The 18,333-nt window shown below is 70.4% G+C and carries 16 protein-coding genes; 1 reads left to right on the forward strand and 15 read right to left on the reverse strand.

The features are described from left to right. Window positions 1–709: 709 nt before the first annotated feature. The 8 genes from ACIRL2_RS31835 to ruvC all read right to left on the reverse strand — a co-directional run bounded on the left by ACIRL2_RS31835 (window position 710) and on the right by ruvC (window position 10,273). A complete protein-coding gene (locus ACIRL2_RS31835) occupies window positions 710–3,454 on the reverse strand; it encodes a RelA/SpoT family protein (RefSeq protein ID WP_402236634.1) in 2,745 nt (914 codons plus the stop codon). 154 nt (window positions 3,455–3,608) lie between these two features. Beyond that, window positions 3,609–4,151: an adenine phosphoribosyltransferase gene (locus tag ACIRL2_RS31840; RefSeq protein ID WP_395871984.1), complete on the reverse strand. Its 543-nt coding sequence runs from the start codon at window positions 4,149–4,151 to the stop codon at window positions 3,609–3,611. Next, window positions 4,151–5,323 (reverse strand): protein translocase subunit SecF, encoded by a 1,173-nt coding sequence (gene secF, locus ACIRL2_RS31845; RefSeq protein WP_395871986.1) that lies wholly within the window; start codon window positions 5,321–5,323, stop codon window positions 4,151–4,153. The genes ACIRL2_RS31840 and secF overlap by 1 nt, the downstream gene beginning before the upstream one ends. Next, entirely contained in the window at window positions 5,323–7,011 is a 1,689-nt protein-coding gene (gene secD, locus ACIRL2_RS31850; RefSeq protein ID WP_402236637.1) for a protein translocase subunit SecD, read from the reverse strand. Before secD ends, secF begins: the two co-directional genes overlap by 1 nt. A gap of 237 nt (window positions 7,012–7,248) precedes the next feature. Next, window positions 7,249–7,704: a preprotein translocase subunit YajC gene (gene yajC, locus ACIRL2_RS31855; protein WP_395871990.1), complete on the reverse strand. Its 456-nt coding sequence runs from the start codon at window positions 7,702–7,704 to the stop codon at window positions 7,249–7,251. A 150-nt stretch (window positions 7,705–7,854) separates the two neighbouring features. Then, window positions 7,855–8,943 (reverse strand): Holliday junction branch migration DNA helicase RuvB, encoded by a 1,089-nt coding sequence (gene ruvB, locus ACIRL2_RS31860; protein WP_395871992.1) that lies wholly within the window; start codon window positions 8,941–8,943, stop codon window positions 7,855–7,857. A 100-nt stretch (window positions 8,944–9,043) separates the two neighbouring features. Continuing rightward, window positions 9,044–9,652 carry a Holliday junction branch migration protein RuvA gene (gene ruvA / locus ACIRL2_RS31865; protein ID WP_395871994.1) on the reverse strand — a complete coding sequence of 203 codons (609 nt, stop codon included), beginning with the start codon at window positions 9,650–9,652 and terminating at the stop codon, window positions 9,044–9,046. Between the two features lie 72 nt (window positions 9,653–9,724). Then, complete coding sequence (gene ruvC, locus ACIRL2_RS31870; protein WP_395871996.1) at window positions 9,725–10,273, reverse strand: crossover junction endodeoxyribonuclease RuvC; 549 nt, start codon at window positions 10,271–10,273, stop codon at window positions 9,725–9,727. A gap of 301 nt (window positions 10,274–10,574) precedes the next feature. On the opposite strand from ruvC, the gene ACIRL2_RS31875 reads away from it, so the two are divergent. After that, the gene (locus tag ACIRL2_RS31875; protein WP_395871998.1) at window positions 10,575–11,876 is read left to right on the forward strand and encodes a mannosyltransferase family protein; all 1,302 of its coding nucleotides are present in this window, start codon (window positions 10,575–10,577) and stop codon (window positions 11,874–11,876) included. A gap of 86 nt (window positions 11,877–11,962) precedes the next feature. On the opposite strand, the gene ACIRL2_RS31880 is transcribed toward ACIRL2_RS31875, so the two are convergent. The 7 genes from ACIRL2_RS31880 to pgsA form a co-directional block, all read right to left on the reverse strand. Then, a complete protein-coding gene (locus tag ACIRL2_RS31880; protein ID WP_395872000.1) occupies window positions 11,963–12,718 on the reverse strand; it encodes a YebC/PmpR family DNA-binding transcriptional regulator in 756 nt (251 codons plus the stop codon). 75 nt (window positions 12,719–12,793) lie between these two features. After that, window positions 12,794–13,405, reverse strand: a complete 612-nt coding sequence (gene pdxT / locus ACIRL2_RS31885) for a pyridoxal 5'-phosphate synthase glutaminase subunit PdxT (protein ID WP_395872001.1) — start codon at window positions 13,403–13,405, stop codon at window positions 12,794–12,796. 116 nt (window positions 13,406–13,521) lie between these two features. Further along, entirely contained in the window at window positions 13,522–14,466 is a 945-nt protein-coding gene (pdxS, locus tag ACIRL2_RS31890) for a pyridoxal 5'-phosphate synthase lyase subunit PdxS (protein ID WP_395872003.1), read from the reverse strand. Between the two features lie 87 nt (window positions 14,467–14,553). Next, window positions 14,554–15,090 carry a hypothetical protein gene (locus tag ACIRL2_RS31895; RefSeq protein WP_395872092.1) on the reverse strand — a complete coding sequence of 179 codons (537 nt, stop codon included), beginning with the start codon at window positions 15,088–15,090 and terminating at the stop codon, window positions 14,554–14,556. A 349-nt stretch (window positions 15,091–15,439) separates the two neighbouring features. Continuing rightward, complete coding sequence (locus tag ACIRL2_RS31900) at window positions 15,440–16,561, reverse strand: glycosyltransferase family 4 protein (protein WP_402236644.1); 1,122 nt, start codon at window positions 16,559–16,561, stop codon at window positions 15,440–15,442. Then, on the reverse strand, window positions 16,558–17,484 hold the full coding sequence (locus tag ACIRL2_RS31905) for a phosphatidylinositol mannoside acyltransferase (RefSeq protein ID WP_402236645.1): 927 nt from the start codon (window positions 17,482–17,484) through the stop codon (window positions 16,558–16,560). Before ACIRL2_RS31905 ends, ACIRL2_RS31900 begins: the two co-directional genes overlap by 4 nt. Beyond that, window positions 17,481–18,185 carry a phosphatidylinositol phosphate synthase gene (gene pgsA / locus ACIRL2_RS31910; RefSeq protein WP_395872009.1) on the reverse strand — a complete coding sequence of 235 codons (705 nt, stop codon included), beginning with the start codon at window positions 18,183–18,185 and terminating at the stop codon, window positions 17,481–17,483. Before pgsA ends, ACIRL2_RS31905 begins: the two co-directional genes overlap by 4 nt. Window positions 18,186–18,333 lie beyond the last annotated feature (148 nt).

Consider the following 18,333-nt stretch of genomic DNA (forward strand, 5'->3'; position numbering starts at 1 on the left):
GCCCGTCCCCTCGTGGGAGGGCCCCGATCGCGCCGTGCGCACCGTCACTCCCACCGGATCCGCGACCTCCACCGCCTCCGGCCCGCCCTCGATCGCGGCCCGCCCCGGCGAGAGCGCGACCGCGGTCGCCACCGCGGGCGGCGTGGCCGAGGGCGGCGTGTTGTTCGAACGGCAACCGGACGTGCCCGACGGCTACTGCGTCGGCCTGGGCTACAGCAGTACGTGGCGGGGCAGTTGCAGCCTGAGCGCGGGCGTCGTGTACTTCCACGGCGACGGCAACTACATCCAGGGTCAGAAGATGGTTCTGCTCGACCCGGGCCGGCCCAGCGACTTCCGGACCTGCCTGGGCGAGACCCGGCACGCGAACAACAACCAGCTCCCGCTCACCTACCTCGAGGTGGGCTCGGTGATCCGCACCAAGGACTTCGCGAACGGCCTGGTCGGCACGATCCGGATCAACGAGATCCCGTCCGACTCCGCCCCCGGCAAGTACCGGAAGATCTCGATGACCGTCTGGCGCGGCCCGCACCGCCGACCCGGGCACGCGAGCACACACCGTCGAACCGAGCATCCACCGCACGCCGCCGAACCGAACACCCCCGGCACGCGGGCAAACCGGGTTCACCACCGCACGAGGCGGCGCCGGGATCACTCCCGACGCCGCCTCGTGTACGCCGAGCCCGGCTGCGGGCCGGCAGGGCCCGGTCGACTACTGCTGGCGCCCGCTGGTCACCCGGTACGCGTCGAACACGCCCTCGACCCCGCGCACCGCCTTGAGCACGTGGCCCAGGTGCTTGGGGTCGCCCATCTCGAAGGTGAACCGGCTCACCGCGACCCGGTCCCGGGTCGTGGCCACCGACGCGGACAGGATGTTCACGTGCTGGTCGGACAGAACCCGGGTGATGTCCGACAACAACCGCGAACGATCCAGCGCCTGGACCTCTATGGCCACCAGGAACACCGAGGACGCGGTCGGCGCCCACTCGACGTCGACGATCCGCTCGGACTGCTGGGACAACGACTCGACGTTGCCGCAGTCCTGCCGGTGCACCGAGACGCCGTTGCCCCGGGTGACGAATCCGATGATCGGATCGCCCGGTACCGGCGTGCAGCAGCGGGACAGCTTGACCCAGATGTCGTCGACGCCCTTGACCACGACGCCGGGATTGCCGGTCGAGCGCGGCCGGCGCCGGGTGGTGGTCGGCCGGGTGGCCTCCGCGAGGTCCTCCGACGCGCCCTCCTCGCCGCCGAGCGACTCCACCAGGCGCTGCACGATGGTCTGCGCCGAGACGTGACCCTCGCCGATCGCCGCGTACAACGACGAGATGTCGGGGTAGCGCAGCTCGTGCGCGAGGGTGACCAGAGTGTCGCCGCCGCCGGACATCAGCCGCTGCAACGGCAGGCCCTGCTTGCGCATGGCCCGGGTCAGACCCTCCTTGCCCTGCTCGATCGCCTCCTCGCGGCGCTCCTTGGAGAACCACTGACGGATCTTGTTGCGCGCCCGGGGCGACTTGACGAAGCCGAGCCAGTCGTGACTGGGCGCCGCGGTCTCGCTCTTGGAGGTGAACACCTCGACCAGGTCGCCGTTGTCCAGCCGGCTCTCCAGCGGGACCAGCCGCCCGTTGACCCGGGCCCCGATGGTGCGATGCCCGACCTCGGTGTGCACCGCGTAGGCGAAGTCGACCGGGGTCGAGCCGGCCGGCAGCGCTATCACGTCGCCCTTGGGCGTGAAGACGAAGACCTCCTGGCTGGAGAGGTCGAAGCGCAGCGACTCCAGGAACTCGCCCGGATCCTCGGTCTCGCGCTGCCAGTCCAGCAGTTGCCGCAGCCAGGCCATGTCGTTGGCCGGGTTCTCGCCCTTGCGCGCGGGCTTGGTGTCGGTCTTCGCGGCCCCCTTGGCCCCGACCGCCTCGGCCTTGTACTTCCAGTGCGCGGCGATGCCGTATTCGGCCCGGCGGTGCATGTCGAAGGTGCGGATCTGCAACTCGACCGGCTTGCCCTCGGGACCGATCACCGTGGTGTGCAGCGACTGGTACATGTTGAACTTGGGCATCGCGATGTAGTCCTTGAACCGCCCCGGGACCGGGTTCCAGCGCGCGTGGATGGTGCCCAGCGCCGCGTAGCAGTCCCGCACCGAGTCGACCAGGACCCGGATGCCCACCAGGTCGTAGATCTCGGTGAACTCGCGGCCGCGCACGATCATCTTCTGGTAGACCGAGTAGTAGTGCTTCGGCCGCCCGGTCACCGTGGCCTTGATCCGCGCCGAGCGCAGGTCGCCCTGCACCTGATCGGTCACCAGGGCCAGGTATTCGTCCCGCTTGGGCGCGCGCTCGGCGACCAGCCGCACGATCTCGTCGTACATCTTGGGGTAGAGGATGGCGAACGCCAGGTCCTCCAGCTCCCACTTGATCGTGTTCATCCCCAGCCGGTGCGCCAGCGGGGCGTAGATCTCCAGCGTCTCGCGGGCCTTGCGCTCCTGCTTCTCCCGCTTGAGGTAGCGCATCGTGCGCATGTTGTGCAGCCGGTCGGCGAGCTTGATCACCAGCACGCGCGGGTCCTTGGCCATCGCGATGACCATCTTGCGCACGGTCTCCGCCTGCGCGGCCTCGCCGAACTTGACCTTGTCCAGCTTGGTCACGCCGTCCACGAGCATCGCCACGGTGTCGCCGAAGTCGCGGCGCAGCGCGTCGAGCCCGTAGTCGGTGTCCTCGACGGTGTCGTGCAGCAGCCCGGCCATCAGCGTCGGCGGGTCCATCCCGAGCTCGGCCAGGATGGTGGCGACCGCGAGCGGGTGGGTGATGTACGGGTCGCCACTCTTGCGGCGCTGGCCGCGGTGCCAGCGCTCGGCGGTGGTGTACGCCCGCTCGATCTGGCGCAGGTCGGCCTTGGGGTCGTTGACCCGCACCACCCGCAGCAGCGGTTCCAGAACCGGGTTGTACACGCTGTTGCGCTGTACGCCCAGCCTGGCCAGGCGGGCGCGGACCCGGCTGGGGCCGTCCACCCGCAACGAGCGCGAGCGCTCGGTGCCGCTGCCCCGCGAGGCGCCTTCGGGGGGCGGCGCCGCCTTGGCGACCGGCCGCGGCCCCCTGGCCTCGGGCCCGGCGGCGCCGGCGGCCGGACCGCTGTGGCCGTCGCTGCCCCGGGGGCCGTCGGCGCTCTCCTCCGACGCGATGGCCTGAGCCTCGGCCGGCGCGTCGGCGCGGGTCTCGGCCGGCGCGCGCGTCTCGCCGGAAGCGGCGGCGGGCTGCTCGGCGGGCGCCTCGGCCGCAGCGCGGTCCGGCCCATCGGGCGCCTCGTCGGGGCGGGCACGGGCCGGAGCCTCCTCGGGGCCCCCGCCGCTCACCGGCGGATGGCCCGAGGGGCCCGGTGTGGCACGTGTGGCGTCGTCCGAGGGAGCCGCGTGTTCGACGGCATCCCCCGAGGACGACGCGACGGGCGCGACCTCGTCCGGCAAGGGAACTCCTCCCACAGATGACGGAAATTCCATCGTACTGACCCACGCCCTCACGACTCGGCCATCCGGAACGCCGGCCGCCGCGACGGCGAAGGCCGAAGGCTCCCCACCTGGGGCGCCTCCGGCCTCCGACGACACGCCTTTTGGCGGCATGTCACACGACGATGAACGACTCCAGCGTGCCTTCCGGCAGCACCGGGGCGAGCCGCGCCCGGCCGTTCAGGAAGCCGAGTTCGAGCAGCACCTCGACCCCCACCACCTCCGCGCCGGCCCGCTTCACCAGGTCGATCGTGGCCTCGACGGTCCCGCCGGTGGCGAGCACGTCGTCGATCACGAGCACCCGGTCACCGGGCTCGAACGCGTCCTGGTGCACCTCCAGGGTGGCCGAGCCGTACTCCAACTCGTAGGACTGCGCGTAGGTGGCGCACGGCAGCTTCCCCGCCTTGCGGACCGGGACGAACCCGGCCTGCGCGCGGTAGGCCACCGGTGCGGCCAGGATGAAGCCTCGGGCCTCGATTCCGACCACCTTGTCCACCCGGCCCCGACAACGCTCGGCCAGCGCGTCGACCAGGGCCGCGAACGCGACCGGATCGGCCAGCAGCGGCGAGATGTCCTTGAACACCACGCCCGGCTGCGGCCAGTCCGGCACGTCCCGGATCCGGCTCTCCAGCAGTTTGCGCAGGTCGTCGTCGGCCATCAACGCTTCCTCTTGCCGCCGGGACGGGTCCGCGCCCGGCCGCGCGAGGCGCCCGCACGGGGTGCTCCACCCTGCGCCGGCACGGTGTCGTCGTCCGATTCCGACTCCGGCTCCGCGCCCTCGTCCACGTTCGGGTGACCCTCGGCCTGGTCCGCGGGAATGCCCGAGACCTCGGCGGCCTTGGCCGCCTTCGCCTCGGACGCGCGGCGCTGAGCCACCTTCTTCGCGAGCTGTCGCATCTCCGGCGACCGCTCCTTGAGGTCGGCCAGGATCGGCGTGGCGATGAAGATCGAGGAGAACGCACCGGCGGCCAGACCCACGAACAGCGACAGCGCGATGTCCTTGAGCATGCCCGCGCCGAGCAGACCGCCACCGACGAACAGCAGCGACGCCACCGGCAGCAGCGCGACCACCGTGGTGTTGATCGAGCGCACCAGGGTCTGGTTCAGACCCGCGTTCGCCGCTTCGCTGTAGGTGAACTTGGTCTGTTTGGTGATGTTCTTGGCGTTCTCCTTGACCGTGTCGAACACCACCACGGTGTCGTACAAGGAGTAACCAAGAATGGTCAACAGACCGATCACCGTGCCCGGCGTCACCTCGAAGCCCACCAGCGCGTACACGCCGATGGTGATCACGATGTCGTGGATCAGCGCGACCAGCGCCGCCACGGCCATCCGCCACTCGAAGGCGAAGGTGAGGTAGATCACCACCAGGATCATGAAGATCACCAGGCCCTGAAGGGCCTTCTTGGAGATCTCCTTGCCCCAGCTGGGGCCGACCACCTGCGTGTTGACCTTGTCCGGCGCGACGTCGAGGTCCTTGGCGATGGCCGCCGCGACCTGCTTGGTCTTGTCGGCGTCCGATTCCGCGATCTGGATCCGCAGGCCGTCGCCGCCGACCTTCTGCACTATGGCGTCGGCGCCGTCGGTGAACGGCTCCACCGCCTTGCGGGCGTCGTTCTGCGAGGCGGTGGTGTGCTCGATCGTGTAGACCGAGCCGCCCTTGAACTCGATGCCCTGGTGCAGCCCGCGGCCGAGCAGACCGCCGACCGCGAGCAGCAGGATCAGCGCGGAGATCGAGTACCACAACTTCTTGCGACCGACGAAGTCGAACGAGACGTCGCCGTGGTGCAACCGGACGCCGATGTTCTTGAGGTCACCGAAGCGACTCATCACGCCTCCTTGACGCCGGCAGCGCGCCCGCGCGGGCGACGGCTGCGGTACGACTGGCGCTGATTGGCACCGAGCGCGACGGGATCGAGGCCGGACCACTTGTGGCCGTCCGCGAAGAACTTGCGCTTGGCGAGGATCGTCATGAGCGGCTTGGTGAACAGGAACACCACCACGACGTCGAGCAGCGTGGTCAGGCCGAGGGTGAACGCGAAGCCCTGGACCTTGCCGACCGAGACGACGTACAGCACGGCGGCGGCCAGGAACGACACCGCGTCGGACACCAGGATGGTGCGCCGGGCACGCGGCCACGCCTTCTCCACCGCGGGTCGCAACGTGCGACCCTCGCGGATCTCGTCCCGGATGCGTTCGAAGTACACGATGAACGAGTCCACCGTGATACCGATCGCGGCGATCGCGCCACACACCGCCGGCAGGTTGAGTGCGAAGCCGATACTTCGGCCCAGCAGACACATGATGGCGTAGGTGAGGGCCGCCGAGACCGCCAGACTCGCGATGCTCACCAGGCCGAGGCCCCGGTAGTAGAACAGCGAGTACAGGATGACCAGGACGATGCCGATCGCACCCGCGATCAGACCGCCCCGGAGCTGGTCACCGCCCAGCGACGCGGACACCGTGGTCACGTCGCTCTTGGTGAAGGACAGCGGGAGCGCGCCGTACTTGAGCACGTTCTCCAGGTCCTTGGCCGAGCTGCGGGTGAAGTTGCCCGAGATCACGGCGCTGCCGCCGGGGATCTCCGACTTCACCGACGGCGCGGAGACGACCACACCGTCCAGGTCGATGGCGAAGCGGTTGGTCGGGTACTTGCCCGCCGCCAGGTCACCGGTGATCTTGGTGAACTTGTTGGTGCCCGCGTCGGTGAACTTCAGCTCGACTTCCCAGCCGCCGACGCTGCCGTTCTGCGGAAGTTGCGCCTTGGACGAGTCCACGTCCGTGCCCGGGATCAGCACCGGGCCGAGGATGTACTTCTCCTGCTCGTCGCCCTGATCGCGGCTGCACGCCACGGTCGGCTGGTCCTCCGGGGCCGGAACCGGGCCGAGGCCGCGGTTCTCCGGGAGGGAGCAGTCCAGGTTCTCGTACTTCGCGCGCAGCTCGGGCGTGATGCCGTTCGCGTCGGCTCCGGCCGGCGGGGTGCTCGCCGGAGGCGTCGCGGGCGGCGTGCTCGCGGGCGGCGTGGACGGCGGCGGGGTCGGGGCGCCGGACGCGTCCTTCAGGTTCGGGATGACCCGACCCTGCGGCTTGCCCGACTCGGCCGCGGGCGGCGTGCTTGCCGGCGGGGCGCTCGCGGGCGGCGTCGACGGCGGCGTCAGCGGCAGCTTGGTACCACCCTGGGGGGTGATCTGCGCGGCCTCCAGAACGGGGCGGAAGAACAGCTTCGCGGTCTGGCCGACCTGCTCCGCCGTCTCCTTCTCGTTCTTGCCCTTGGGGATGCTGATGACGATGTTGCGATCGCCCTCGGTCTGCACCTCCGCCTCGGACACACCGAACGCGTTGACGCGCTGGCGGATGATCTCCACCGCGGTCTGCATGTTCGACTTGTTGACCGCGCCGTTACGGCCCTGGTCGGCCTTGGCGGTGAGCGTGACGCTGGTGCCGCCCGCGAGGTCGATGCCCAGACGTGGGGTCTTGTCCCCGGTCGAGAACATGATCGCGTACAACGCCACGATCACGACCCCGATGAAGGCAAGGACCCGTCCCGGGTGCCCTCGGGAACTCGATTTCGGTGCTGCCACCTTCGCCCAATCTCCCTCTCGATGCCGCCGCGGACGGGCTTGCGCCACGTCCGCCGGCACGGCACGGCGCCCGGCGGAACGCCGGGCGCTTTCGTATCCGGGGTGTCACCCCCGGTCACATGACTGTATTGCTCTGCGGTGGCCCTGGGACCACCGCACCCACCACGAGCCGAACTAGTCCTGCTTGTCGTTCTTGCGCAGCCGGTCGCCCGACTCGGACGCCTTGCTCGCGCCCTCGGTCTTGCCGACGTCCACGGTCTCGGTGTCCTCGGCCTCGGCGGCGTCGGGCTTCTTGTCGAGCTTGACGACGTCGTCGCCGGCCTCGGCGCCGTCTTCGTGCTCGTCGTCGGCCTCGTCGTCCTCGGGCTCGTCACCGGAGGACAGGACGGCGGCGATGGCGCTCTTGACGAAGCGGCAGTGCACGTCGGGCGCGACCTCAAGGATGACGGAATCGTCCTCGACCTCGGTCACCGTCGCGTACAGCCCCGCGATCGTGCGGACCTCGGCGCCCGGGACCAGCGAGTTCTGCGTTTCCATGGCCTGTCGCTGGCGTGCCTTCCCGGGCTTGATGATCAGGAAGTAGAACACCACGACGATGATTACTGGCAGGAGGAGGGTAAGCGGGTCCACGGCTTGAAACGATTCCTTCCCAAGGCCGCTCGGCGGCCCGGACGGTGACACTCGGCCGGCCACGGTGCGGCAGCCTCGGCGGAGTCTAGACGGGTACTTACTACAGGAACAACGACTACCGGCCGCGTGCGTTCCCGACGCGCACCGGCCTCACTCGGTTGCATCCTTACCGGTCACGGCCCCGTTGTCGAACAACACGCTCTGTTGTGTGCCGTGCTGCCCCGGCAGCGCGCCCCGCGGGGGGTTCAGGCCCAGATGCGTCCAGGCCTTGGCGGTGGCCACCCGACCACGCGGCGTGCGGGCCAGGAAGCCGCTGCGGACCAGGAACGGTTCGGCGACCTCCTCGACCGTCTCGGTCTCCTCGCCGACCGCCACGGCCAGCGTGGACAGGCCCACCGGACCGCCGCCGAACAGCGTGGTCAGCGCCTGCAGGACGGCCCGGTCCAGCCGGTCCAGGCCCAGCGCGTCCACCTCGTACACGTCCAGCGCGCGGGCGGCGATGTCCCGGTCGACCTTGCCGTTCGCCCGCACCTGCGCGTAGTCGCGGACTCGGCGCAGCAGCCGGTTGGCGATCCGGGGCGTGCCTCGCGAGCGGCCCGCGATCTCGGCCCCGCCCTCGGCGGACAGCTCGACGTCGAGCAATCTTGCCGATCGGGTCAGCACCCGTTCGAGTTCGGCGGGCGCGTAGAAGTCCATGTGGCCGGTGAAGCCGAACCGGTCGCGCAGCGGCGGCGGCAGCAGCCCGGCCCTGGTGGTCGCGCCCACCAGGGTGAACGGCGGCAGGTCGAGCGGGATCGCGGTGGCGCCGGGGCCCTTGCCGACGATGATGTCGACCCGGAAGTCCTCCATCGCCATGTACAACATCTCCTCGGCGGGCCGCGACATCCGGTGGATCTCGTCGAGGAAGAGCACCTCGCCCTCGGACAACGAGGACAGGATCGCGGCCAGGTCTCCGGCGTGCTGGATGGCCGGGCCGGAGGTGATCCGGATCGGCACGCCCATCTCGGCCGCGATGATCATCGACAGCGTGGTCTTGCCCAGCCCGGGCGGCCCGGACAACAACACGTGGTCGGCGGTGCCGCCGCGGCCCAGCGCCGCGGTCAGCACCAGGGACAACTGCTCGCGCACCCGCTCCTGGCCGATGAACTCGTCGAGGTTCTTCGGCCGCAGCGCGGCCTCGACGGCCTGGTCCTCACCGTCCGCCGCGGCGGTCACCAGGCGTTCGCCGTCCTGCGTCATCGTGTTCCGCCCATGGTCGTGTTCGTGCGGCCTGCGTTCATCCTGCCCGACCCGGGCGACACCGCGGTGTCACACCCGACCGCCGGTCGCCTCCGCCGGTTCACCGGCGGTTCAGGCCGCGCAGGGCCGCCTTGAGCAGCGCGCCGATGTCGGGCGTGGCGGCGGCCTCCGCCTCCGCGGTCACCGAGGCGACCGCGTCGTCCGCCTCGCGCGTCGCGTAGCCCAGGCCGACCAGGGCGGCGTGCAGTTGATCCCGCCACCCCGCGCTCACGGGCGCGCCGACGCCGAGCGCGGCACCGGTGCCGGTGGGCGCGCCGAGCTTGTCCTTGAGGTCCAGGAGCAGCTTCTGCGCGCCCTTGGGCCCGATCCCGGGCACGGCGGTGAGTGCCTTGGCGTCCTTGCCCGCGACGGCGGCCCGCAGCGCGTCCGGGCTGTACACCGCGAGCATCGCCAGGGCCAGCTTGGGCCCCACCCCGTTGGCGGTCTGCAACACCTCGAACGTGCGCTTCTCGTCGTCGTCGGCGAAGCCGAACAGGGTGAGCGAGTCCTCCCGCACCACCAGCGAGGTGGCCAGCCGGGCCGATTCGCCGACGCGCAGCGTGGCCAGTGTGGTGGGCGTGCACTGCACGGCCAGGCCGACCCCGCCGACCTCGACGACGGCGGTGTCCGGGCCGAGGCCGGCAACCGTTCCGGAGACGAACGCGATCACCTGAGTGCTCCTGCTTGGCTAGGGGTACGAGGGCCGGCTGTCGCGGGCCCGGCCGGGGAGGACGGCGGCCGGTCAGCGGCGGGTGCCGCGCGGCAACCGGCCGGCCGGGGTGCGGGCCGCGGCGACGGCCGCCGCGAGCCGGTCGGAGGCGCCGCCGCGCCAGATGTGGCAGATCGCCAACGCGACCGCGTCGGCGGCGTCGGCCGGTTTCGGTGGGCCGTCCAGGCGCAGGATACGGGTCACCATCGCGCCGATCTGGGCCTTGTCGGCACGCCCGCTGCCGGTGACCGCGGCCTTGACCTCGCTGGGCGTGTGCAGCGTCACCGGCAGGCCGCGCCGCGCGGCGCACACGATCGCGACGGCGGACGCCTGCGCGGTGCCCATCACGGTGCTCACGTTGTGCTGGCTGAACACCCGCTCGACCGCGACACAGTCCGGGCGGTGCCGGTCCAGCCACTCCTCGATGCCCCGCTCGATGCCCAACAACCGGGCGTCGATCGCGGCGTCGGCGGGGGTGCGCACCACGCCCGCCTCGACCATCCGCAGCGGCTTGCCGACCGCGCCGTCCACGACGCCGACGCCGCATCGGGTCAGACCGGGGTCGACCCCCAAGACCCGCATGCCGCGCCCCTCTCGTCCCGCGTCGTTTCGCCTTCGTGCGTTGGGCCGTTCGAGTCGAACACCACCCGATACGAACATCTGTTCGCCCTGGCAAACCCTAGTGCAGCGGCGCCGATCCCCTCGGTACCGCCACTCCGTGATCACTCGTTCGAGCGACACGTACGCTTGTCCCGGTCGATAACGCCCCGATGACAGCCCTGTGACGATCCTTCCCCAGGCGGCCCGGTCGCCGCGCGGGAGCCCGCACAGGCGACGCTAGGGTCGGTTGGAGACTGCCCCGCTCGCCGCCCGGAAGGTTTTCATGCCGTCGCCGTCCATGCCGGTCGCCGAGACCCCACCGGCCGTCGAGAAGGGTGCGACCAGGATGCCGGCGGTCCCCGACACCGCCTTCGTCGACGGTCTCCCCGAGCGCCTGCGACTGGGCGTCGTCGACTTCACGCACCGCGCGAAGACCTCCTTCCGACCGGCCCGCACGGCCGTGATCGGGTACCTGATCGCGCGCGCGATCAACCTCGTGGTGCTCGCCGTGATGGCGCTGGCCGCCGGGAAACCGTTCTGGTCCATGGTCGGCTCCTGGGACGGCGTCTGGTTCCGCGACATCGCGGACTTCGGCTACGTCGACAAGATCCCGGTGTCCCCGGCGGGCAAGCCGTACTGGAGCAACGTCGAGTTCTTCCCCGGCTATCCGTGGGCGGTCCGCCTCGTCGGCGACATCACCGGCCTGTCCGCGCTCAACGCCGGCATGGTCGTCACGCTGCTGGCCGGCGTGGTCGCGGCCTGGGGGCTGTACGCGCTCGGGCGCGAACTCACCGGCAGCCACCGGGTGGCCACCCTGTTCGCGGTGTTGTGGGGCGTCGCACCGGGCTCGATGGTGCTCACCATGGTCTACTCCGAGGCCCTGTTCGTGGCGTTCGCGTCCTGGGGCCTGCTGGCCGTGGTCCGTCGGCAGTGGACTTTGGCCTGTGTCCTGTGCCTGTTCGCCGGCCTGACGCGCAACACCGCGTTCGCCCTGGTCGCGACCCTGGGCGTGGCCACTCTGGCGATCGCGCTGCGGCGCCGCGAGGACGGCGCGCGAGTGGGATTGTTGGCCCCGGAGACCCGGCGCCCGGTGATCGCCACGCTGATCTCGCCGCTGGCGTGCGTGGGCTTCATCGGCTGGGTGGGCTGGCTGGCCGGTCGCCCCGACGGGTGGATCTGGATCCAGGACAAGGCCTTCAACCTGCGGATGGACTGGGGCATAAGCACCGTCCAGTGGATGAGCAAGTACCTCACCCACCTGGGCCGACCGATCTACGTGGTCTGCACGTTCGTGATCATCCTGTCCGTGGCGCTGATGATCTGGTCCTTCCGCGACCGGCGGATCCCCCTGCCGGTGCACGTGTACGGCGCCGTGGTGATGTTCCTGGCGCTGACCACGAGCAACGGCTGGTTCTTCCACTCCAAGCCGCGCTTCATGCTGCCGGCCTTCACCATCGCGCTGCCGCTGGCCCGACTGATGGCCAAGTGGCCGCGCGGCGTGGTGATCGCGGTGCTGGTCGCCGGGGCGGCGTTCTCCGGGTGGTACGTGAGCTTTCTGCTGTACGTGATAAACACCAACCCGTAGCGCTCGCGAAGATACCCGAACGCGCGTGGGGCCGGCGGCAGTTGCCGCCGGCCCCACGCGCGTTCGGGTATCTCGACCGAGCCGCCCTATTCGGCGTTGACCCGCTCCATGACCTCGTCCGAGACATCGAAGTTCGCCCAGACGTCCTGAACGTCGTCGCTGTCCTCCAACGCCTCGATCAGCCGGAAGATCTTGCGCGCGCCCTCTTCGTCCAGCGCGACCGAGACGCTGGGGATGAAGTTGGCGTCGGCCGAGTCGTAGTCGATCCCGGCGTCCACGAGCGCGGTCCGCACCGCGACCATGTCGGTCGCCTCGCTGACCACCTCGTAGGACTCGCCGAGGTCGTTGACCTCCTCGGCGCCGGCGTCGAGCACCGCGCCGAGCACGTCGTCCTCGCTCAGGTCGTTCTTCGGCACGATCACGACACCCTTGCGGGTGAACATGTACGACACCGAGCCGGGGTCGGCCATCGAGCCGCCGTTGCGCGTCATCGCGACCCGAACGTCCGACGCCGCGCGGTTGCGGTTGTCGGTGAGACACTCGATCAGCACCGCGACACCGTTCGGTCCGTACCCCTCGTACGTGATCGACTGGTAGTCGGCGCCGCCGGCCTCCGCACCGGAGCCGCGCTTGACCGCACGGTCGATGTTGTCGTTCGGGACCGAGGACTTCTTGGCCTTTTGAATGGCGTCGTAGAGCGTCGGGTTGCCGGCGATGTCACCGCCGCCGGTGCGCGCCGCCACCTCGACGTTCTTGATCAACTTGGCGAAGAGCTTTCCGCGCCTGGCGTCGATGACGGCCTTTTTGTGCTTGGTGGTCGCCCACTTCGAGTGGCCGGACATCCGCCTCTACTCCTTCGGGTCGCGGGTGCGCTGCACGGGCCTGTACAGGCTGGAAGATCCTACCGGCGCGAGCACTCAGAGCGTGGCACGGACCATGTCCACGAAGTACGCGTGCACCCGCCGGTCGGGGGTCAGCTCCGGGTGGAAGGACGTGGCGAGCAGGTTGCCCTGGCGCACCGCGACGATCCGGTCCGCGTACGGCTCGGCGGTCAGCCGGGCGAGCACCTCGACCTCGGCACCGACCGACTCGACCCACGGGGCGCGGATGAACACGCCGTGGATGGGGTCGCCGCCCGCCAGGCCCTCGAACGGGACGTCCGCCTCGAACGAGTCGTTCTGCCGACCGAACGCGTTGCGCCGCACGATCATGTCGATCCCGCCGACCGTCTCCTGGTCCTCGCGGCCGTCCAGGATCTTGTCGGCGAGCATGATCATGCCCGCGCACGAGCCGTAGACCGGCATGCCGTCCGCGACCCGCTCGCGCAGCGCCGGAAACAGCCCGAAGGACACCGCGAGCTTGGACATCGTGGTCGACTCGCCGCCGGGTATGACCAGCGCGTCGAGCTCGGCGAACTCCTCGACCTTGCGCACCGGACGCGCGATCGCGTCGAGTTCGGCCAGCGCGATGGCGTGTTCGCGGACGTCGCCCTGGAGGGCCAGGACACCGATGATGGGAGTGGTGGACACGTCAACCTCGTCCGGTCGTAGGTACCGAGCCGGGCCCGAACGCGGTCGCGTTCGGGCCCGGCACACAGCTTTCCGAGTGTTCGAGTGCTTCGAAGTCGTCGGCGGGGCGGGAACTACTACCAGCCGCGGCCGGCGTAGCGCTGCTCCGCCGGGAGGGTGTCGATGTTGATGCCGACCATCGCCTCGCCCAGACCGCGCGAGACCTTGGCGATCACGTCCGGGTCGTCGAAGTGCAGCGTCGCGTCCACGATCGCCTTGGCCCGCTTGGCCGGGTCGCCGGACTTGAAGATGCCGGAACCGACGAACACACCCTCGGCGCCGAGCTGCATCATCATCGACGCGTCGGCCGGGGTGGCGATGCCGCCCGCGGTGAACAGCACGACCGGGAGCTTGCCCGCCTCGGCCACCTCCTTGACCAGCGCGTACGGCGCCTGGAGGTTCTTGGCGGCGACGAACAGCTCGTCCTCGTCCAGCACGGAGAGCTGCTTGATGTCCTTGAGGATGGTGCGCATGTGCCGGGTGGCCTCGACCACGTTGCCGGTGCCGGCCTCGCCCTTGGAGCGGATCATCGCCGCGCCCTCGGTGATCCGGCGCAGCGCCTCGCCCAGGTTGGTCGCGCCACACACGAACGGGGTGGTGAACTTCCACTTGTTGATGTGGTTCGACTCGTCGGCCGGGGTCAGCACCTCGGACTCGTCGATGTAGTCCACGCCGAGCGACTGCAGGACCTGGGCCTCGGCGAAGTGGCCGATCCGGGCCTTGGCCATCACCGGGATGGACACGGCGCCGATGATGCCGTCGATCATGTCCGGGTCGGACATGCGCGCGACGCCGCCGTCCTTGCGGATGTCGGCCGGCACGCGCTCGAGCGCCATGACGGCGACCGCGCCCGCGTCCTCGGCGATCTTGGCCTGCTCGGCGTTGACGACGTCCATGATCACGCCGCCCTTGAGCTGCTCGGCCATGCCGCGCTTGACCAGGTCGGTGCCGGTCTGGGGGCTTGCGGGGGTGGTGGACACGGATGACCTCACACAGATGCGAACGACGACGGTTGGCTCCATCGTACGGGTGAGGTGGATCCTAATGTCATGCCACCCCGGCGAAATACCCGGGCCAATCTGTCCAGGGTGGCCTTTGCGTGGCTCCCGTCAGGACCCACCGGGCTGCAATGTGCGCGGCTCCTCGTCGTCCATCTCGAAGGTGACCGGGTACGGGGCATGGCCCGCCAGGCGCAGATAGCGCACCAATCGGTGTCGGCGCACCGCACGGGCGCCGCGGACCGCGTCGTTGTGGAAGCGCCGTGCCATCGGCACCCGGCGCACCGCGGTCTGCAACTCGGCGACCAGTTCCGCGCCGCCGGGCCGGGCCCGCAGGTCGTCCGCCTGGGCCGGGTCCTCGAACAGGATCCGCAGCGCGCGGGTCAGGTCGCTCTCCGCCACCTCGCGCTCCTCCTCGGCGGCGTTGCGCGCCTCGTGCGCGGCGCCGGCCAGCACGAGCGAGGAGGCCGGATCGAGCAGCCCGGACGTGGCGATCTCCTGCGCGACCGCGGAGCGCCGCAACAGCTGCGCGTCCAGCGCGGCCCGGCTCGAGTCCACCCGCGCGTGCAGGCGGTCGAGCCGCCCGGCGGTCCAGCTCAGATAGACACCGATCGCGAGCACCGCGAGCAGAATCCAGATGACAGTCATCACCCGGCGACCCTAGTACCGCCGGCCCGACCAGCCCGACAGCCCGGCCGGCATTCGCGGCCACCCGACCAACAACCGAACAGCCCGGCCGGCGCTTGAGGCCACCCGTCAACCCGACCATGCAACCCGACAGCCCGGCCGGCGCTTGAGGCCACCTTTCAGCCCGACCAAGCAACCGAACAGCCCGGCCGGCGCTTGAGGCCACCCGTCAACCCGACCAAGCGACCCGACAGCCCGGCCGGCGTTTGAGGCCACCCTTCAGCCCGGCCGGCGTTTGAGGCCAACCCAGCCCAGCCGGCGTTTGAGGCCAACCCAGCCCAGCCCGGCCTGCGCGTAAGGCCAAGGCCAACTACGCCGCGGGCGCCCCCGCGGTGACCGTCTCGTACACGCCCAGGATGTCCGTACCGACGGTCTCCCAGTCGTACCGCTGCACATGCTTGCGCCCGATCTCGCGCAACGCGTCCCTCCGCACCGGATCGCGCAACAGCGCAACCGCCGCGGCGGCGAGCGCCGAGGCGTCCTCCACCGCGAACAACTCCCCCGCCCGCCCGCCGTCGAGCACCTGTCGAAACGCGTCCAGGTCGCTCGCCAGCACCGGCGCGGACGCCGACATCGCCTCGACCAGGATGATCCCGAAGCTCTCGCCGCCGGTGTTGGGCGCCACGTACACGTCCACGCTGCGCAACAACCGCGCCTTGTCCAGGTCGCTGACCATGCCCAGGAAGGTGACCTGGCCGCGCAACGCCTCGGGCAGGTCCTCCACCGCCTCCTCGGCGTCGCCGCGCCCGGCCACCAGCAGTCGCACCCCCGGGAACGCCTCGACGATCCGCGGGAACGCCTCGATCAGCGTGGGCAGTCCCTTGCGCGGCTCGTCGATCCGGCCGATGAAACCGATCGTGGGCGCCTGCGCGGTGCCCTGCCACGCGGGCTCCACGGGGGCGTCGGCGAAGAAGCCGACGTCCACACCGTTGGGGATGACCACCGCGTCGCCGCCGAGATGCTCGACCAGCGTGCGCCGCGCGTACTCGCTGACCGCGATCCGCGCGCTGATCTTCTCCAGCGCGGGCTGCAGGATCGGGTAGGCCGCGATCATCGCGCGCGAGCGGGTGTTGGAGGTGTGGAAGGTGGCCACCACCGGTCCGGACGCGGCCCAGCACGCGAGCAACGACAGGCTGGGCGTCGCCGGTTCGTGGATGTGCAACACGTCGAAGTGGCCGTCGTGGATCCACCGGCGCACCCGCGCGGCGGACAGGAAGCCGAAGTTGAGCCGGGCCACCGAGCCGTTGTAGCGCACCGGTACGGCCCGCCCGGCCGGCACCACGTAGTCCGGCAGCGGGGTGTCGTCGTCCGCGGGGGCCAACACCGAGACCTCGTGCCCGCGCGCGATCAGGTTCGCCGCGAGGTCACGTACGTGGTACTGGACACCACCGGGCACATCCCACGAGTAGGGGCATACGACGCCGATCCTCACTTGGCCTCCCCGATCCGGGCGAGCCGGCCGGCATCCAGGTCGGCGAGCCACAGCGGCTGCAACATGTGCCAGTCCTGCGGGTCGCCGGCGACCCCACGGGCATAGGCGTCCGCGACCTGCTGGGTCATGGTCGCGATCTTCTCCCGGCGGGTGCCCTCGGCGGGCACCTCGATCTCCGGGTGCAGCGTGGCGCGCATGACCGCGCCCTTCCACGCGAGGGTGACCGGAATCAGCGCCGCGCCGGTCTGCACGGCGAGCGCGGCGGGCCCCGCCGCCATCCGGGTCGGCTCGCCGAAGAAACTCACCGGCACCCCGCCGGCGGTCAGGTCACGGTCGGACAGCAGGCACAACAGCCGGCCCTCTCGCAGCCGGCGCGCCAGTATGCCGAAGGTGTTGCCGTCGCCGCCGGTGAGCGGCAGCACCTCCATGCCCAGCGACTCGCGATAGTCCAGGAAGCGCTTGTACAGCGACTCCGGCTTCAGTCGTTCGGCGACGGTGGTGAACGGATAGCCCATGAGCGTGATCCACGCGCCGGCGTGGTCCCAGTTGCCCATGTGCGGCAGCGCGAAGATCACGCCCTTGCCGCGCGCGCTGCACTTGTCGAGCAGGGTCAGATCGCACTCCATCCGGGCCAGCACCGTCTCGCGGTCCCAGACCGGCAGGCGAAACGCCTCCTGGTAGTAGCGCAGATAGGACCGCATGCTCATCCGGGAGAGCGCGCGCACGCGCTCGGGCGTGGCCTCCGGGCCGAGCACCCGGCGCAGGTTGGCCTCCAACTGCAGGACGCCTTTGCCGCGCTTGCGCCAGACGGCGTCGGCGATCCGCCGGAAGATCGCCGTGGCGACCGGTTCGGGCAGGCGCTTGACCACGGACCAGCCCAGGGCGTACCCGGTGTCGGCCAGCCGCTGCCCGACTTCGGTCATCCCTTGTCACCTCCGGGCAGCGCGTTGTCGATCGCGGACGCCGAGCGGCGCACCGCGATCATCCTCTGGAAGACGGTGATCAGGCTGCCCACCGCGATGAACCACAGCGCGGCCTCCTGGATGTAGGGCACACCCAAACCGTCGAGACCGGTCGCCACCAGCGAGATGACCAGTCGCTCGGCGCGCTCGATCAGCCCCGAGACATCGCAGGCCAGGCCCAGGCTCTCGGCCCTGGCCTTGCAGTACGACACGACCTGGCCGGACCCGAGGCAGACGATCGCCAGAATGCACATGCGCAGGTTGTCGCCGTCGCCGGCGAACCAGATCGCCAGCGCGCCGAAGATCGCGGCGTCCGCGACCCGGTCCAGGGTGGAGTCGAGGAAGGCGCCCCACTTGGTCGAGCGGCCCAACTGACGTGCCATGTTGCCGTCGACCAGGTCGGAGAAGATGAACGCGGTGATCACGAGCGTGCCGGTGAGGAACCAGCCGATCGGGAAGAACACCAGCGCCGCGACGACCACCCCGAGGGTGCCGATCAGCGTCACCGTGTCCGGACTCACGTTGTGGCGCAGCAAAAAGCTCGCGAACGGGGTGAGCACACGCGTGAAGAAGGCACGAGCGTATTTGTTGAGCATCGCCTTCCCGAAGGATTGCCGGGGCGGCGGGGGATCCGAAGGACTCGACCCGCCTGGTGCGCCCATCGTACTGACGCGGTCGTGCCTCCCGAGCCCCCCGTCGTCCGGGCGTGCCGTACCCGGGCGCGCCGCGTTGGAGAACAGCCCGTACGGCGAGGACACTTGTACTCGGTCGGACGTCGGGGCAATGCTGCCGTTCAGGAATCGATTTGCG

The sequence above is a fragment of the Embleya sp. NPDC127516 genome, from assembly GCF_044765325.1.
Taxonomy (GTDB): domain Bacteria; phylum Actinomycetota; class Actinomycetes; order Streptomycetales; family Streptomycetaceae; genus Embleya.

What these genes read in the sequence shown, in the direction of transcription:
- ruvC (WP_395871996.1), bottom strand. Translation starts at nt 10,273, where the DNA reads ATGCGGGTCTTGGGGGTCGACCCCGGTCTGACCCGATGCGGCGTCGGC.
- secF (WP_395871986.1), bottom strand. Translation starts at nt 5,323, where the DNA reads ATGAGTCGCTTCGGTGACCTCAAGAACATCGGCGTCCGGTTGCACCAC.
- ACIRL2_RS31905 (WP_402236645.1), bottom strand. Translation starts at nt 17,484, where the DNA reads ATGACCGAAGTCGGGCAGCGGCTGGCCGACACCGGGTACGCCCTGGGC.
- pgsA (WP_395872009.1), bottom strand. Translation starts at nt 18,185, where the DNA reads ATGGGCGCACCAGGCGGGTCGAGTCCTTCGGATCCCCCGCCGCCCCGG.
- ACIRL2_RS31875 (WP_395871998.1), top strand. Translation starts at nt 10,575, where the DNA reads ATGCCGTCGCCGTCCATGCCGGTCGCCGAGACCCCACCGGCCGTCGAG.
- ruvB (WP_395871992.1), bottom strand. Translation starts at nt 8,943, where the DNA reads ATGACGCAGGACGGCGAACGCCTGGTGACCGCCGCGGCGGACGGTGAG.
- ACIRL2_RS31880 (WP_395872000.1), bottom strand. Translation starts at nt 12,718, where the DNA reads ATGTCCGGCCACTCGAAGTGGGCGACCACCAAGCACAAAAAGGCCGTC.
- pdxS (WP_395872003.1), bottom strand. Translation starts at nt 14,466, where the DNA reads ATGGAGCCAACCGTCGTCGTTCGCATCTGTGTGAGGTCATCCGTGTCC.
- ACIRL2_RS31895 (WP_395872092.1), bottom strand. Translation starts at nt 15,090, where the DNA reads ATGACTGTCATCTGGATTCTGCTCGCGGTGCTCGCGATCGGTGTCTAT.
- ACIRL2_RS31840 (WP_395871984.1), bottom strand. Translation starts at nt 4,151, where the DNA reads ATGGCCGACGACGACCTGCGCAAACTGCTGGAGAGCCGGATCCGGGAC.